A 13,305-nucleotide genomic window follows, 5' to 3' on the forward strand; every position below is an offset into this window, starting at 1 on the left:
GCCGCCTTTCGCAGAGCCAGCATCGTGACGCATCTCACCGCATTGCCAGACCGCCCGCCGCACATCACATTCGAGCGTGTCGACAAGACGTATCCCGGGGCGAGTGCACTGGCACTCGATGGCATCTCGTTCAACATTGCCCGCGGCGAGGTATTCGGCATCATCGGGCGCAGCGGCGCGGGCAAATCGACGCTGCTGCGCACGATCAACATGCTCGAGCGCCCCGATGCAGGGCAGGTCCGCATCGACGGTGCCGATATCGGCGCCCTGGATGAAGACGGCCTGGTCACGCTGCGCCGTCGCATCGGCATGATCTTTCAGCATTTCAACCTGCTCTCGGCCAAGACCGTGTTCGAGAACGTGGCCCTGCCCCTGCGCGTGGCAGGCGTGCCGCGCGATGCCATCGCCGCTCGCGTCACGGAGCTGCTTGATCTGGTCGGCCTCTCAGACAAGACACACGTCTATCCGGCCAAGTTGTCGGGCGGCCAGAAGCAGCGCGTGGGCATCGCCCGTGCGCTCGTGCATCGGCCAGAGATCCTGCTGTGCGACGAGGCCACGTCCGCCTTGGACCCCGAGACCACGGAGCAGATCCTGGCGCTGCTGCGCGACATCAACCACCGCCTTGCACTGACGGTGGTGCTGGTTACGCACGATATGGCGGTGATCCGCGATGCTTGCGATCGCGTGCTGGTGCTCGATCACGGCCGCGTGGTCGAACACGGCACCGTCCACCACGTCTTTGCCGCACCCCAAGCCGAAGCCACGCTGGCGCTGCTGCGCCCGTTGCGCCAACGATGGGCCGCTTCAGCCGACAACGCATCGGTTGTGCGGACCACGCACACGCACCCACAAGACCGATCCGAACGCACCTACGCCCATGCTTGAAAAATACCTGCGCGCACTGGGCGAGACGCTGCTGATGGTCAGCAGTGCATGCCTGGTGGTCTTTGTCGTTGGCCTGACGCTGGCCATCGTGCTCACGCTAACGGCGCCGGGCGGTCTGCGGCCACGGCCCCGCCTGCATCGGACGCTGTCAGTGCTGGTCAATACCTTCCGCTCGATCCCGTTCATCATCCTGCTGGTGGCCATGCTGCCGGTCACGCGGCTGATTGTCGGCACCACGATGGGCACCTGGGCAGCGGTGGTGCCGCTGAGCGCCCATCTGATCCCGTTCTTCGCACGCGTTTCGCAAGTGGGGCTGAACGAGGTCGATCATGGCCTGGTGGAGGCTGCACGTGCCATGGGCTGCCGCCGTTGGCACATCGTGCGCCATGTGCTGTTGCCCGAGGCGCTACCGGCCCTTGTTGGCGGCGCGACCGTCACGGTCATCGCCATGATCGGCGCTTCTGCCATGGCCGGCGCCGTTGGCGCAGGCGGCCTGGGCGACCTGGCCATCCGCTACGGCTATGAGCGCTACGAAACCGCGGTCATGTTCAACGTGATCGCCATCCTGATTGTGCTGGTGACGCTGGTGCAACTGGGCGGGGAACGCCTGGCACGCCGGTTCGATCATCGTCTTTGACCGGGCCCCAGCCGGCCCAAACCTAGTTGTGGCAGACCAGGCCATCCTGCAGTTGCGCCACCTCAAAGACGATATCGCCCGCGCGCTGTTCGCGCGCCTGGGCCAGCGCACCACTGGTCTTCCAGAAGCGCACGGCCTGGTCGAGATACGCGGCTGAGACGGGGTCCGGACTACGTAGGGCGATCTGCGCTTGGCCATTGTCGGGCGCCACGCCCTGCTCCAGCGTCCGGTAGAAGCGCCATTCGGGCAACCGCACCAGCCGCTCAAGCACGCGCTCGTCATCGGCCAGCGCCTGGCAGTCGCCCGACAAAAATGCCCAGATGGCGCGAATGGCCGATGGGTATGCCTGAGGCACAGCGCCATAGCGCGCAACCAGCGCCGCCGCGTACAGGCTGCCCTGGGGGACGCAGACACCGCGCCCATGTAGATCGTCGGTGGTTCGATACGCTGTGTTGCGCAACACCACCAGCGCGCCCTGCCCGCCGGTATAGGCGGTGGGCACCGGCTGCCATGCCGCCGGCGCGGCGCCAGCGCCGGCCATCACCAGATCGACAGGGGCATCGCCTGGCAGAGGGCGATCCGCCGGCACGCCGATCAGCCGCAGCCTGAGCTGCAAGTGCTGGGCCAGCGTGCGCGCCAGATCCGCATCGAAATTGTCAGGCTCGAGGGGCGTTGGCACGCCGGGCGGCGCAGGGCGTGCGTAGGCGCGCACGGCAACCACCAACTCGCCGCGGCGTTGTGCCTCGCGCAACGCGGGGCCGAGCGGCAGCGCCGTCCAGTCAGGCTCGGGTTGATGTTGCGCCAGCCACGCCTGTACAGGCGCCGGCAAACGCTCGGGCACGTGGGGCGCATCGTGGATGAGGACCGGCACACAGAACCATGCCAGCGCGCCTGTTGCAGCAACAGCCACGGCTGCGGCCGCCAGCAACCGGCGCCGCTTGGACGGCACGCGTGCACCGCCCGCCAAAGCTGGCCGGCGCCATGCTTGCGCCGGCTCAGGCATTGAGCGTCAGCCCCTTGCGCCAGCGGGTCAGACGCCGCTCGATCCGCGCCAGGATGGTGTTCAGCACCAGCCCGAGCAAGGCCAGCAGCAGAATGCCCGCGTACATCGTCGGAATCTGGAACACCTCCTGCGAGTTCAGCGTCAGGAAGCCTAGCCCGGAATGCGCGCCGATCATCTCGGCCGCCACCAGGGCAGTTACGCAATACGTGCCTGCCAGCCGGATGCCGGTAAAGATCGACGGCGTGGCCGAGGGCAACACCACCTTGCGGAACACGAACAGGTTCGACGCCCCCATCGACCGGGCCGAATGAATCAGCAGCTTGTCCACCTGGCGCACCCCGCCAATCGTGCTCAGCAACACCGGCCAGAACGACGCCCAGAAGATGATGGCCACCTTCGACAGCTCGCCAATGCCCAGAAAGAGAATGAACACCGGAAACAACGCAAACGCGGAGGTCTGCCGGAAAAGCTGGAGGATCGGATCGACGATGGCTTCAAAGCGCGTAAACCAGCCCATCAGCAAGCCCAGCGTCACGCCCAGCCCAATCGCCAGCAACAGCCCCCACAACGAGCGCTGCAGGCTGGCCGCCACGTGCTTGAGCAACGCGCCGCTGTGCGCAAGCTGCCAGATGGCATCGGCCACCTGCGAGGGTGGGCTCAGGTAGGCGTCGCTCACGATACCCAGTCGCGGCACCAACTCCCAGAGCAGCAGGAACCCGATCACGCCGGCCAGGCCGAGTGCCCGATCGCCCAGGCGGACAGCCAATCGTCGCGCGCTCATCGTGCTGCCTCCGGTATGGCGGTCTCGCCAGGGGTGTCGTGTTGCGTGGGGCGATGTACCACTTCGCCTTCGGCGCGCTCGCGTGGGTCAGCCGTGGCACCCAGTGGGCGCGGCGTGGTACTCGGGTTGGCGAACTGCACTTCGTCTTTGAGGATGTCCCACGCCTGCTGGCGCAGCGCGACGAAGGCCTCGGAATTGCGCAACTCCGGCAGGCGCGGACGCGGCAGCGGCACGTCCAGAATCTGCTTGACGGTACCGGGGCGCCGCGTCATGACAGCAATGCGGTCCGACAGGAAGATCGCCTCATCCAGGCTGTGGGTGATGAACACGATGGTCTTGCGGTATCGCTCCCAGATGCGCAGCAGCTCGCCCTGCAGGATCTCGCGCGTTTGCGCGTCAAGCGCAGCAAACGGCTCGTCCATCAGCAGTACGTCGGGCTTGTAGGCCAGGGAGCGGGCAATCGCCACGCGCTGCTTCATGCCGCCCGAGATCTCGTGCGGATAGCGCGCACCGGCACCGGTCAGGCCGACCAGCTCAAGATGCTCCTGCGCGATGCGGCGGCGCTCCGCCTTGGGCACACCGCGGATCTCCAGGCCGACTTCGATGTTCTCCAGCACCGTGCGCCACGGAAACAGCGCATAGCCCTGGAACACCACACCCTGATGCGGGTTGATGCCCGCCAGTGCCTGGCCGTCGATGCGGATGTTGCCGCCGGTGCGCTCAGTCAGCCCCGCCAGAATGCTGAGAAAAGTCGATTTGCCACAGCCCGAAGGCCCCAGTACCGAGAGGAACTCGCCGTCTCGGACGTCGAGGTCGAAATCGCGCAGCACGGCAACCTCTTCCGTCTGCCCTGCGTCGTTGCGCACGGTGTAGTCCATGCGCACGCCACGGGCCACGATCTTGCTGCTCATGACGGCACCCTCAGGCTTTTGCGGATGCGGCAGCGCCGGTCGCGTAGGGGTTGAACTGGTTGGTGTAGATGTCGCGCGCGGCCACCTTGCCCTTTGCGAGCTTGCCTTCGCGCTCCAGCACGTCGATGTAGTACTGGATCGGCGGCTCGGTGATGACGAGGTCGTCCACATAGGCGAAGCGATCGACAAACGGCAGCTCCAGCTTGATGCGCTGCGAGACCAGCTTGCGCGCGTCTTCCGGGTTGGCGTTAACCCAGTTGCCGGCCTTGGCCAGCGCCGTCACCACGTCGCGCACCGCCTCGGGCTGCTCGCGGATGAACTTGCCGTGCGCGCTGTACGGCGACATACCACCCAGACCACGGTCGAGATCGTAGTCACTCCATAGGCGCACGAGGTTGGGCGCGTGGTCCGCACGGCCCGAGAACGGCGCATGGATGATGGCGAGATCGGTATTGCCGGACACCAGCGTCTGTTCGGCCTGGTCGTCCGGGATGACCACGAAGTTGACCTTATTGACGTCCACGCCCTTCTGCCGCAGGAAGGTCTTGGTCACAAATTCGGCGCACGCGCCAAAGCTGTTGAAACCGATGGTCTTGCCTTCCAGGTCCTTGGGCTGGCGGATGCCGGAATCCTTGCGCACGAAGTACTTCATGTGCGGCGCTTCTTCCAGCGTCTTGCCGCCGGCGGCCACGACCTTGATATCGGCACCGCTGGCATAGGCGGAGATCACCAGGGGCACCATGCGCGAGCCAAAGTCGATCTCGCCGGTACCGACCAGCGGGATGATCTGCGGCGCAGCCACCTTGCCGATGTAGTTGGGGCGCGTGTTGGTGCCATCGAAGTAACCCAGTTGATCGGCCAGGTAGATCAGGTCGAACGACGGGTTGTCCGGATATTTGAAGCGGATCTTGTCACCCGCCTGCTTGATGACAGCAGGACCGCCACCCGAAACACCAACTGACTTATCGGCCGACCCATCGCCACTGCGCGAACAGGCCATCAGCCCCAGACCTGCGCCGCCCAACGCGGCAAGGGAAGCAAGCTGCTTGAGCGCACGGCGGCGCGAAGTGCGTTGGGGAGCGCGGAATGACATCGGAGGTTCTATCGAGTTTGACGTGCAAGGAGCTAACGGCACGCCAATCCCTCAACGCGCCGCAAGACGCGACGACTTAGTATTGGGGAAACCTGTGTGTGCGCCAACGAAGGAAAAAGCATGGGCTTATGCGCGCGCATCCCGCAATGCTCCTGCTTAAGTTCGGCAGCGCGGTTTGCGCATGCCGAGAAAGCTAGACACGCAGTGACCTCTCCCCTCCTTCCGCGCTCTCAATCAATCCTTCGCGCGCGCCCGCTCGACTGACATGTTGGTCGGCATCATGTTGAGGTTGGCGTTGTGCATCACCCATAGCGACCCGGCGACCACGATCACGATCAGCAGCGCCGTGCAGATGAAGATGCCGGCGTTGCTACGCTGGCCCGGCTTGAACCCCAGGTGCAGGAAGAACGCCAACTGGACCAGCAGTTGCGCCACACACAGCCCGACGATCGCGGCCATGGTCGTGGCTGACGACAGCCCACCGTACATGACTACGCCGAACGCTGCGGCGGTCATGGCGATGGACAGGATCAGCCCGAAGATGTAGCTGCGCAGGCTGCCGTGCACGGCAGGCGTATCGGCATGCAGCACGTGAGCGGCATGCAGTTGGGACGTGCTCATGCGAACTCCCGGAGGTAGACGAAGGTAAACACACAGATCCAGACCAGATCCAGGAAGTGCCAGAACAGGCTCAGGCATGCCAGCCGCCGGCGCGTGACACTGTCCAGACCGAAGCGCTGCACCTGGTGAACCATCACGAGGATCCACAGCAGACCGAACGACACGTGCAAACCATGCGTGCCAACCAGCGTGAAGAACGCCGACAGATACGCGCTCACACCGGGGCCGGCACCCTCATGCAGCAGGTGGTTGAACTCGTACAGCTCCATGCCGACAAAGGCTGCGCCCAGCACGAAGGTGGCCAGCAGCCAGCGGACCACGCGACCGCGGGCAGCCTCGCTCTGGTCGAGCATGGCGACGCCGAAGGTGAAACTGCTGACCAGCAGCAGCATGGTTTCGGCAAACACAAAGGGCAGCTCGAATAGCTGGCGTCCGCTGGGGCCGCCGGCGGTGCTCTCCGACAGCACGCCGAAGGTGGCGAACAGCACGGCGAAGATCAGGCAGTCGCTCATCAGGTACAGCCAGAAGCCCAGCGTGGTGTTTGTGCTGGCGTCGTGATGGGCGTGATCGTGCGCGTGGGTGTGGGCGGTGCCCTGCCCGGCCGCGCCGACGTTGGGGGCGAGTGAAGCAGTCATGTTCAGGCAGCGTTCTGCAGTTGGACGTAGCGGGCGCGCTCGATGCGCTCGACCTCGGCGGCCGGCACGTAGTAGTCGGTGTCGCGGTCGTAGCTGCGCAGGATGAAGGTCGCGATGGCACCGACCAGGCCGGCAATCGCAATCGCCCACATGTGCCAGACCACCGCGAAGCTCAGCAGCAGGCCGAAGCACGAGACGATGAAGCCCGACGCCGTGTTGCACGGCATATGGATGTCTTCGTAGCGGTCCGGCTGCTTCCAGGCCTTGCCGGATTCCTTGTCGTCCCAGTGCTGTTCGAGTGACGTGATGGTCGGGACATGCGCAAAGTTGTAGAACGGTGCAGGCGAGGCGGTCGACCACTCCAGGCTGCGGGCATCCCAAGGGTCACCGGTGAGGTCGCGGTTCTGGTGGCGGTCACGAATGCTCACCACCAGTTGCACCAGCATGGCGAGAATGCCCATGCCGATGACAGCCGCGCCCACCAGCGCCACCACGAGGTACGGATGCCAGTCGACATTGGCATAGTGGTTCATCCGGCGCGTCATGCCCTTGAAGCCGAGCACGTACAACGGCATGAAGGCCAGGAAGAAGCCCACCAGCCAGCACCAGAACGAAATCTTGCCCCAGCGCTCGTTGAGCGTGAAACCGAACACCTTCGGGAACCAGAAGCTGATCCCGGCCAGGCAGCCGAACACGACGCCGCCGATGATCACGTTGTGGAAGTGCGCCACCAGGAACAGGCTGTTGTGCAGCACGAAGTCGGCACCGGGCACGGCCAGCAGCACGCCGGTCATGCCGCCCACGGCAAACGTCACCATGAAGCCGATGGTCCACAGCGTTGCGGAGTGATAGCGGATGCGGCCGCGATACATCGTGAAGAGCCAGTTGAATAGCTTCACGCCGGTGGGGATCGAGATGATCGACGTCATGATCCCGAAGAAGGCGTTGACGTTGGCCCCCGAGCCCATGGTGAAGAAGTGGTGCAGCCACACGAAGAACGACAGCACGCCGATCGACGAGGTGGCGTACACCATCGACTTGTAGCCGAACAGCGGCTTGCGCGAGAACGTGGCGATGATCTCCGAGAAGGCGCCGAACGCCGGCAGGATCAGCACGTAGACCTCGGGGTGTCCCCACACCCAGATCAGGTTCACGTACATCATGGCGTTGCCGCCCAGCTCGTTGGTGAAGAAGTGCATGCCGAGCACGCGGTCAGCCGTGAGCAGCGCGAGCGTGGCGGTCAGCACCGGGAAGATCGCCAGGATCAGGATGTTGGTGATCAGCGCCGTCCAGGTGAACACCGGCATCTTCATCAGTCCCATCGTCGGGGCGCGCATGCGCAGGATGGTGACGATGAAGTTGATGCCGGTGAGCGTGGTGCCCAGGCCGGATATCTGCAATGACCAGATGTAGTAGTCGACCCCGGGTGTCGGGCTGTATCCCAGTTCCGACAACGGCGGATAGGCCACCCACCCCGTCGCGGCAAAATCGCCCACGAACATCGACAGCATGACCAGCACCGCGCCCATGGCCGAGAGCCAGAAGCTCAGCGAATTGACGAACGGGAAGGCCACGTCGCGCGCGCCGATCTGCAGCGGCACGATCACGTTCATCAGGCCGAGCACCAGCGGCGTGGCCACGAAGAAGATCATGATCACGCCGTGCGCGGTGAAGATCTGGTCGTAGTGGTGCGGCGGCAGGTAGCCCGCGGCGTCGCCGTAGGCGATGGCCTGCTGGGCGCGCATCATGATGGCATCGGCAAAGCCGCGCAGCAGCATGATCAGCGCCATGATGATGTACATGACGCCGATCTTCTTGTGGTCGACCGAGCAGATCCATTCGGTCCACAGGTACTTCCATTTGCCGAAGTACGTGATGGCCGCCACCAGTGCGGCACCCCCGAGCAGCACAGCAACCATCACCACCATGATGATGGGCTCGTGCAGTGGGATGGCTTGAAGATTGAGCTTTCCTAGCATGACTTATTGCTCCGTGCGGGAGACGGATGCCGGCACGGCGGGCCTGGCGGCCAGCAGTGCTTCGGCGCCATCTGCGCGGCAGACCTGGCCGTTGGCCAGCATGTATTTGTCGACGACACCGTCGAACAGCCGGGGGGCGACAGCGCCATACAGCGTGACCGGGTCTTTGCTGCTGGGTTGTTCGAGCGTGCGATAGGCGTTGCGGTCGAGCACCTTGCCGGTGGCCTTCGCCCGGCTGACCCACGCATCGAACTCCGCGCGCGAGGTGGCGAGCGTCTTGAAGTGCATGTCGGAGAAGCCCGCGCCGCTGTAGGCAGCAGACTGGCCGAGGTAGGTGCCGGGGTGATCGGCAATCAGATGCAGACGCGTCTGCATACCGGCCATGGTGTAGACCATGCTGCCGAGCTGTGGCACGAAGAACGCGTTCATCATCGATTCCGACGTCAGGCGGAAATTGATCGGCGTACCGGTCGGGATGGCCAACTCGTTGAGCGACGCCACGCCGTACTGCGGATAGATGAACAGCCACTTCCAGTTCAGCGCAATGACGTCCACCTCAACCGGCTCGACCTGCGCGGCAAGCGGCTGGTACGGATCCAGCTTGTGCGTGGTGTCCCAGATCAGCACGCCCAGGCAGGCGACGATCAGGCATGGGATGCCCCACACCACCACTTCAATCGCCGTCGAATGCGACCACTTGGGCGCGTAGGTGGCGCGTGTGTTGGACTCGCGGTACCGCCAGGCAAACCACAGCGTGAGCACGATGACCGGAATGACCACCAGCAGCATCACGCCCAGCGAGACCAGGATCAGCGTTTTTTCCTGCTCACCAACGCTGCCCTTGGGCGACAGCAGTTCGAGCGTGCATCCGCTCATGAGCGTGCTCGCCAGGATGCCGAGCGCGAGTGCGCCGAACCGGCGCGGGGATGTCAAAGCCTGTCTTGAGGCGCGCGCAGGACTGGGGGGCTCGCCTGTGCGCCAAGCGATCGAGTTGTGCATCTTCGGATGACCTGAGTTGTGACCCGCCACCAGGCATCCCTACTCCGGAAGATTCACGTACACGCACTGGCTGCGCTTGCCCGCAATCGTGAATTGCAGCTGGGCGCCCTGCTGATGCTGATACCGCTGAATGTATGGATTCCTGTGGCGATGTCTGGCATGCTAATCGAAGACAAAACCCATACAAGAACGTAATTTTCAGCAATGAAATCCATGCAAGATGCGGCTGATGCTCCCACGGGGCAATGGGCATTGCGAATCACCCCAGGGCGTGGAGCCCGGTATCAGCAGATCGTCAATTACATCGAGCAGGCCATTGGTGACGGACGATTGCGACCGGGCGACCGCGTGCCGCCGCAGCGCGATCTGGCCAAGACGCTTGGCGTCGACCTGACCACCGTCACACGGGCGTATGCCGAGGCCAAGCGGCGCAACCTGGTCGACGCCAAAGGCGCGCTCGGCACCTTCATCGCCGCGCCACGGGCCGAGCTTGCCGCCGTGGTCGACATGAGCATGAACGTACCGCCCCCGCCCGCGCAGGTCGACTTTGACGACATGCTGCGTCGCGGGCTCTCCCAGGTCCTGCTGCGCAGTGACCCGCATCTGCTGATGACGTATCACCTGGGCGGCGGGAGCCCTGCAGACCGGGTCGCGGGTGCGCGCTGGCTCGGGCAGATGATGGGCCCGGTCGAACCGTCCAGAGTCGTGGTGTGCCCAGGAGCGCAGGCGGCGCTTGCCGCGCTCATCCAGAGCCTGACGCGCCCTGGGAATGGCATCGCGGCCGAGCCCCTCGCCTACCCCGGGCTGCGCTCGGCAGCGCTGCAGCTCGATCGCAAGGTGGTGGCCATCGAGTGCGATGCCGCCGGGATGCGGCCGGACGCGCTGGCGGCCGCATGCGCTGGTGGCGTCAGGCTGATCTACCTGAACCCGACCATGCAGAACCCGACCACCCACACCATGCCGATGTCGCGCCGCAAGGAACTCGCGCGGGTCGCGGCGAAATACAAGGCGCGGATCATCGAGGACGACCCCTACTGGCTGCTATCGACGGACGCACCGCCGCCCATCGCCAGCATTGCGCCCGAACTGACCTGCTACGTGGCGACGCTGTCGAAAACACTGAGCCCAGGCTTGCGCACCGCCTACGTGCTGTTGCCCGAAGATGGGGTCACCGGCGAGGGGTTCCTTGCCGCGCTGCGCTCGTTCGCGCTCATGTCCATGCCGCTGGCCGTGGCCTTGTCGACGCAATGGATCCACGACGGCTCGGCGCAGACACTGCTCGAAGGCATCCGCACCGAAGCCCGCGCACGGCAAGACATTGCAAACCGGTGGTTAAGCGGCATCGGGCAACTGCCACCGACGGGCATCCACGTCTGGCACACGCTTCCCGATCACTGGTCGGCGGAACAGTTGACCAAAGCCGCCTTGGCGGAGGCCCTGCGGGTAACGCCGTCGGATGTCTTCTACAACGGCCCGACGCCGCCCAATGCGATTCGCATTTCCCTGGGCGGCGTACAGGACAAGGCCGAACTGTCGCTTGCGCTCCGCAAACTCGCGACGCTGCTCGAGCGCAGGCCCGCCTATCACCAAGTCGTGGTCTAACCGCTCGTCAAGCAACGTGCCCTTGCAAGACTTCCAGCACGCGCTTATCGGCAACGCAGACGCGCAGCTCGCGCACGTCTGCGTGGCAACGTACAGCGGTTAGCAACCCCGCCGTACCCGCACCGCCGCGGCAAGCTCCTCCAGCAGCGGTTCCGTCTGAGACCAGCCAAGGCAGGCATCGGTAATCGACACGCCATGCTGCAGCGGTACGCCGGGTTTCAGGTCCTGGCGCCCCTCTTCCAGATGGCTCTCGATCATGACGCCGATGATGCGCCGCTCCCCTGAAGACAGTTGATGCGCCACGTCACGACCCACGCCAACTTGACGTGCGTGCGACTTCCCGGAATTTGCATGCGAGCAATCCACCATCACCTGCTCACGCAGCCCAACCGTCCGGAGCACCTTGCAGCAGTCTTCAACCGCTGCCGCATCATAGTTCGGCCCCGTCTTCCCACCGCGAAGAATGACGTGAGCATCGTTGTTGCCGCGCGTCTCGAAAATCGCGGCCATGCCCATCTTCGTCATGCCCATGAACGAGTGGCTGGCGCGCGCGGCCAGAATCGCGTCCGCCGCGATCTGGACGCCACCATCTGTGCCGTTCTTGAATCCGATAGGGCAACTCAGCCCGGAAGCAAGCTGCCGATGGCTCTGGCTTTCAGTCGTTCGCGCCCCAATCGCACCCCATGCAATCAGGTCTGCGATGTACTGCGGACTCAGCAAATCAAGAAACTCGGTGGCAACGGGCAGCCCCAGCGCATTGATCTCGAGTAGGAGTTCACGCGCGCGGCGCAGCCCCTCATTGATGCGAAAACTGCCATCGAGCCGCGGATCGTTGATATAGCCCTTCCAGCCAACGGTTGTGCGCGGTTTTTCAAAGTACACGCGCATGACGATCAGCAGATCGTCGCGCAGGCGCTGTGCTGCCGCTTTCAGCCGATGCGCGTACTCGATGGCCTGGTCGTGATCGTGGATCGAACACGGACCCACCACAGCGATCAGGCGTTCATCCCGGCCTTGCAGAACGTTGGTGATGGCCGCTCGACTCACCTCGACATGGGCTTGCACATCGGGCGAAACAGGCAGTTCATCGAGTAGAAGCGCCGGAGAAATGAGCGGCCGGACCGCACCAATCCGGACATCGTCGATACGGGTCGTGTCCTGGGTGGCATCTGCCACCCCAACCTCTTGGTCGTGCTGGGGATTATCGATACGGATCATCGTCGCCACCTGTTGCGTCATTTCTATTACCCCGCATGGTGCAGGAAATTGACGGCAGATGGGATGACAATGCTTAACTGAACGACACGATGACCGGCTCGGAGTGCTGTCGGGGCTTGTCGTCTACTGCGCGCTAGACGCTTGGGTATCGAGCGCGGCCTGATCACCCAACCACCAGGCCGCTTGCTCAAATGCTGGTACCGCTATCAGTTCCAGACGGGATTGTCCTTCTGCTCCTGCGCCCCAGAGACCTTCGACCAGTAGGCACCGATTTGGCGCTGCGTGACATAGCCACGCTTTCTGATGTCGATCTTGTCGAAATTCTCATAGACGCGCGGCATACCCTCCTTGGCCTCCTCGCGCGTCAGCTTGCCATCGTGATTCGTATCGGCCGCCTTGAAACGTTCGGCGATTTTGGCCTTCGCCTCCTTGATACTCCATTTCATAGGTTCTTGTTCAGTTTGCTGTTGCGCCGTCGCACTTGCGCACACGAACGCCGCCATGATGGCCAGGCCGACACAGGACTTACGCAGAATCATGGTTCGATCTCCTCAAGGATTGTTGTGTTGGCCCCGGCCGCCTTGCCATTCCAGTGATGCCGCGACGCCAAGCTCTCGCGGGGCCAAGTTCACTCTAGGTCACGTGGGGGATAACGCCAACCGTCAGATGCGCTATTCGATAACGGCGAATCCTGTATCCGTTCTCAAAGTGGGCCCCAACGGATAACTCGGAGGGCTGCCTCAAAGCGTTCATGCTGCTTGAGAAGCCGGGTTGCTTCGCTTTCATCGGCAACGGTGATGGCGACCACCGCGAGCAAGGCCACGGTTTAGGTCCCTGCATGCTGCACAACCCGAGCTACGACTTCAACGACGAGCTGCTGGCGTTGGGCGCGACGTACTGGGTGAGGCTGGTGGAGCGGTACCTGGCGCGGGGCTGAGGTT

The 13,305-nt window shown here is 64.0% G+C and carries 13 protein-coding genes and 1 pseudogene; 4 read left to right on the forward strand and 10 right to left on the reverse strand.

Going from position 1 to position 13,305, the window contains the following annotated elements; translation table 11 throughout:
* Nucleotides 1–21 precede the first annotated feature (21 nt).
* Both F7R11_RS24515 and F7R11_RS24520 read left to right on the forward strand, forming a co-directional pair.
* Complete coding sequence (locus F7R11_RS24515) at nucleotides 22–885, forward strand: methionine ABC transporter ATP-binding protein (protein ID WP_390624414.1); 864 nt, start codon at nucleotides 22–24, stop codon at nucleotides 883–885.
* Nucleotides 878–1,522, forward strand: coding sequence for a methionine ABC transporter permease (locus tag F7R11_RS24520; protein WP_021197616.1), 645 nt, complete (start codon nucleotides 878–880; stop codon nucleotides 1,520–1,522). The genes F7R11_RS24515 and F7R11_RS24520 overlap by 8 nt, the downstream gene beginning before the upstream one ends.
* A 22-nt stretch (nucleotides 1,523–1,544) precedes the next feature.
* On the opposite strand, the gene F7R11_RS24525 is transcribed toward F7R11_RS24520, so the two are convergent.
* From F7R11_RS24525 to cyoA, 8 genes are all read right to left on the reverse strand, one after another.
* Nucleotides 1,545–2,471, reverse strand: a complete 927-nt coding sequence (locus F7R11_RS24525) for a type 2 periplasmic-binding domain-containing protein (protein WP_238500916.1) — start codon at nucleotides 2,469–2,471, stop codon at nucleotides 1,545–1,547.
* Between the two features lie 46 nt (nucleotides 2,472–2,517).
* Nucleotides 2,518–3,306 carry an ABC transporter permease gene (locus F7R11_RS24530; protein WP_049286292.1) on the reverse strand — a complete coding sequence of 263 codons (789 nt, stop codon included), beginning with the start codon at nucleotides 3,304–3,306 and terminating at the stop codon, nucleotides 2,518–2,520.
* On the reverse strand, nucleotides 3,303–4,217 hold the full coding sequence (locus tag F7R11_RS24535; protein WP_064807103.1) for an ABC transporter ATP-binding protein: 915 nt from the start codon (nucleotides 4,215–4,217) through the stop codon (nucleotides 3,303–3,305). Before F7R11_RS24535 ends, F7R11_RS24530 begins: the two co-directional genes overlap by 4 nt.
* Before the next feature lie 10 nt (nucleotides 4,218–4,227).
* Nucleotides 4,228–5,310 carry an ABC transporter substrate-binding protein gene (locus tag F7R11_RS24540; RefSeq protein WP_064807100.1) on the reverse strand — a complete coding sequence of 361 codons (1,083 nt, stop codon included), beginning with the start codon at nucleotides 5,308–5,310 and terminating at the stop codon, nucleotides 4,228–4,230.
* A gap of 234 nt (nucleotides 5,311–5,544) precedes the next feature.
* Complete coding sequence (cyoD, locus tag F7R11_RS24545) at nucleotides 5,545–5,931, reverse strand: cytochrome o ubiquinol oxidase subunit IV (protein ID WP_064807098.1); 387 nt, start codon at nucleotides 5,929–5,931, stop codon at nucleotides 5,545–5,547.
* On the reverse strand, nucleotides 5,928–6,566 hold the full coding sequence (cyoC, locus tag F7R11_RS24550; RefSeq protein WP_021197610.1) for a cytochrome o ubiquinol oxidase subunit III: 639 nt from the start codon (nucleotides 6,564–6,566) through the stop codon (nucleotides 5,928–5,930). The genes cyoD and cyoC overlap by 4 nt, the downstream gene beginning before the upstream one ends.
* A gap of 2 nt (nucleotides 6,567–6,568) precedes the next feature.
* Complete coding sequence (cyoB, locus tag F7R11_RS24555) at nucleotides 6,569–8,545, reverse strand: cytochrome o ubiquinol oxidase subunit I (protein WP_064807095.1); 1,977 nt, start codon at nucleotides 8,543–8,545, stop codon at nucleotides 6,569–6,571.
* A 3-nt stretch (nucleotides 8,546–8,548) separates the two neighbouring features.
* Nucleotides 8,549–9,544, reverse strand: coding sequence for a ubiquinol oxidase subunit II (gene cyoA / locus F7R11_RS24560; RefSeq protein WP_082932914.1), 996 nt, complete (start codon nucleotides 9,542–9,544; stop codon nucleotides 8,549–8,551).
* A 213-nt stretch (nucleotides 9,545–9,757) separates the two neighbouring features.
* Here cyoA and F7R11_RS24565 point away from each other — a divergent pair, with 213 nt between their 5' ends.
* Complete coding sequence (locus F7R11_RS24565; protein ID WP_390624415.1) at nucleotides 9,758–11,146, forward strand: aminotransferase-like domain-containing protein; 1,389 nt, start codon at nucleotides 9,758–9,760, stop codon at nucleotides 11,144–11,146.
* Between the two features lie 99 nt (nucleotides 11,147–11,245).
* Here F7R11_RS24565 and F7R11_RS24570 read toward each other — a convergent pair whose 3' ends face one another.
* Both F7R11_RS24570 and F7R11_RS24575 read right to left on the reverse strand, forming a co-directional pair.
* Nucleotides 11,246–12,364 (reverse strand): 3-deoxy-7-phosphoheptulonate synthase, encoded by a 1,119-nt coding sequence (locus F7R11_RS24570; protein ID WP_064809031.1) that lies wholly within the window; start codon nucleotides 12,362–12,364, stop codon nucleotides 11,246–11,248.
* A 206-nt stretch (nucleotides 12,365–12,570) separates the two neighbouring features.
* Nucleotides 12,571–12,903 carry a CREC-EF hand family protein gene (locus F7R11_RS24575; RefSeq protein WP_021197605.1) on the reverse strand — a complete coding sequence of 111 codons (333 nt, stop codon included), beginning with the start codon at nucleotides 12,901–12,903 and terminating at the stop codon, nucleotides 12,571–12,573.
* A 206-nt stretch (nucleotides 12,904–13,109) separates the two neighbouring features.
* On the opposite strand from F7R11_RS24575, the pseudogene F7R11_RS24580 reads away from it, so the two are divergent.
* Nucleotides 13,110–13,301 (forward strand): annotated as a pseudogene (locus F7R11_RS24580) (amidohydrolase); the annotation flags it as partial.
* Nucleotides 13,302–13,305: the final 4 nt, after the last annotated feature.

The sequence above is a fragment of the Ralstonia insidiosa genome (assembly GCF_008801405.1).
Classification (GTDB): Bacteria; Pseudomonadota; Gammaproteobacteria; order Burkholderiales; family Burkholderiaceae; genus Ralstonia; species Ralstonia insidiosa.

What these genes read in the sequence shown, in the direction of transcription:
- F7R11_RS24575 (WP_021197605.1), bottom strand. Translation starts at nt 12,903, where the DNA reads ATGATTCTGCGTAAGTCCTGTGTCGGCCTGGCCATCATGGCGGCGTTC.
- cyoC (WP_021197610.1), bottom strand. Translation starts at nt 6,566, where the DNA reads ATGACTGCTTCACTCGCCCCCAACGTCGGCGCGGCCGGGCAGGGCACC.
- F7R11_RS24530 (WP_049286292.1), bottom strand. Translation starts at nt 3,306, where the DNA reads ATGAGCGCGCGACGATTGGCTGTCCGCCTGGGCGATCGGGCACTCGGC.
- F7R11_RS24520 (WP_021197616.1), top strand. Translation starts at nt 878, where the DNA reads ATGCTTGAAAAATACCTGCGCGCACTGGGCGAGACGCTGCTGATGGTC.
- cyoB (WP_064807095.1), bottom strand. Translation starts at nt 8,545, where the DNA reads ATGCTAGGAAAGCTCAATCTTCAAGCCATCCCACTGCACGAGCCCATC.
- F7R11_RS24540 (WP_064807100.1), bottom strand. Translation starts at nt 5,310, where the DNA reads ATGTCATTCCGCGCTCCCCAACGCACTTCGCGCCGCCGTGCGCTCAAG.
- F7R11_RS24535 (WP_064807103.1), bottom strand. Translation starts at nt 4,217, where the DNA reads ATGAGCAGCAAGATCGTGGCCCGTGGCGTGCGCATGGACTACACCGTG.
- cyoD (WP_064807098.1), bottom strand. Translation starts at nt 5,931, where the DNA reads ATGAGCACGTCCCAACTGCATGCCGCTCACGTGCTGCATGCCGATACG.
- cyoA (WP_082932914.1), bottom strand. Translation starts at nt 9,544, where the DNA reads ATGCACAACTCGATCGCTTGGCGCACAGGCGAGCCCCCCAGTCCTGCG.
- F7R11_RS24570 (WP_064809031.1), bottom strand. Translation starts at nt 12,364, where the DNA reads ATGATCCGTATCGATAATCCCCAGCACGACCAAGAGGTTGGGGTGGCA.
- F7R11_RS24565 (WP_390624415.1), top strand. Translation starts at nt 9,758, where the DNA reads ATGCAAGATGCGGCTGATGCTCCCACGGGGCAATGGGCATTGCGAATC.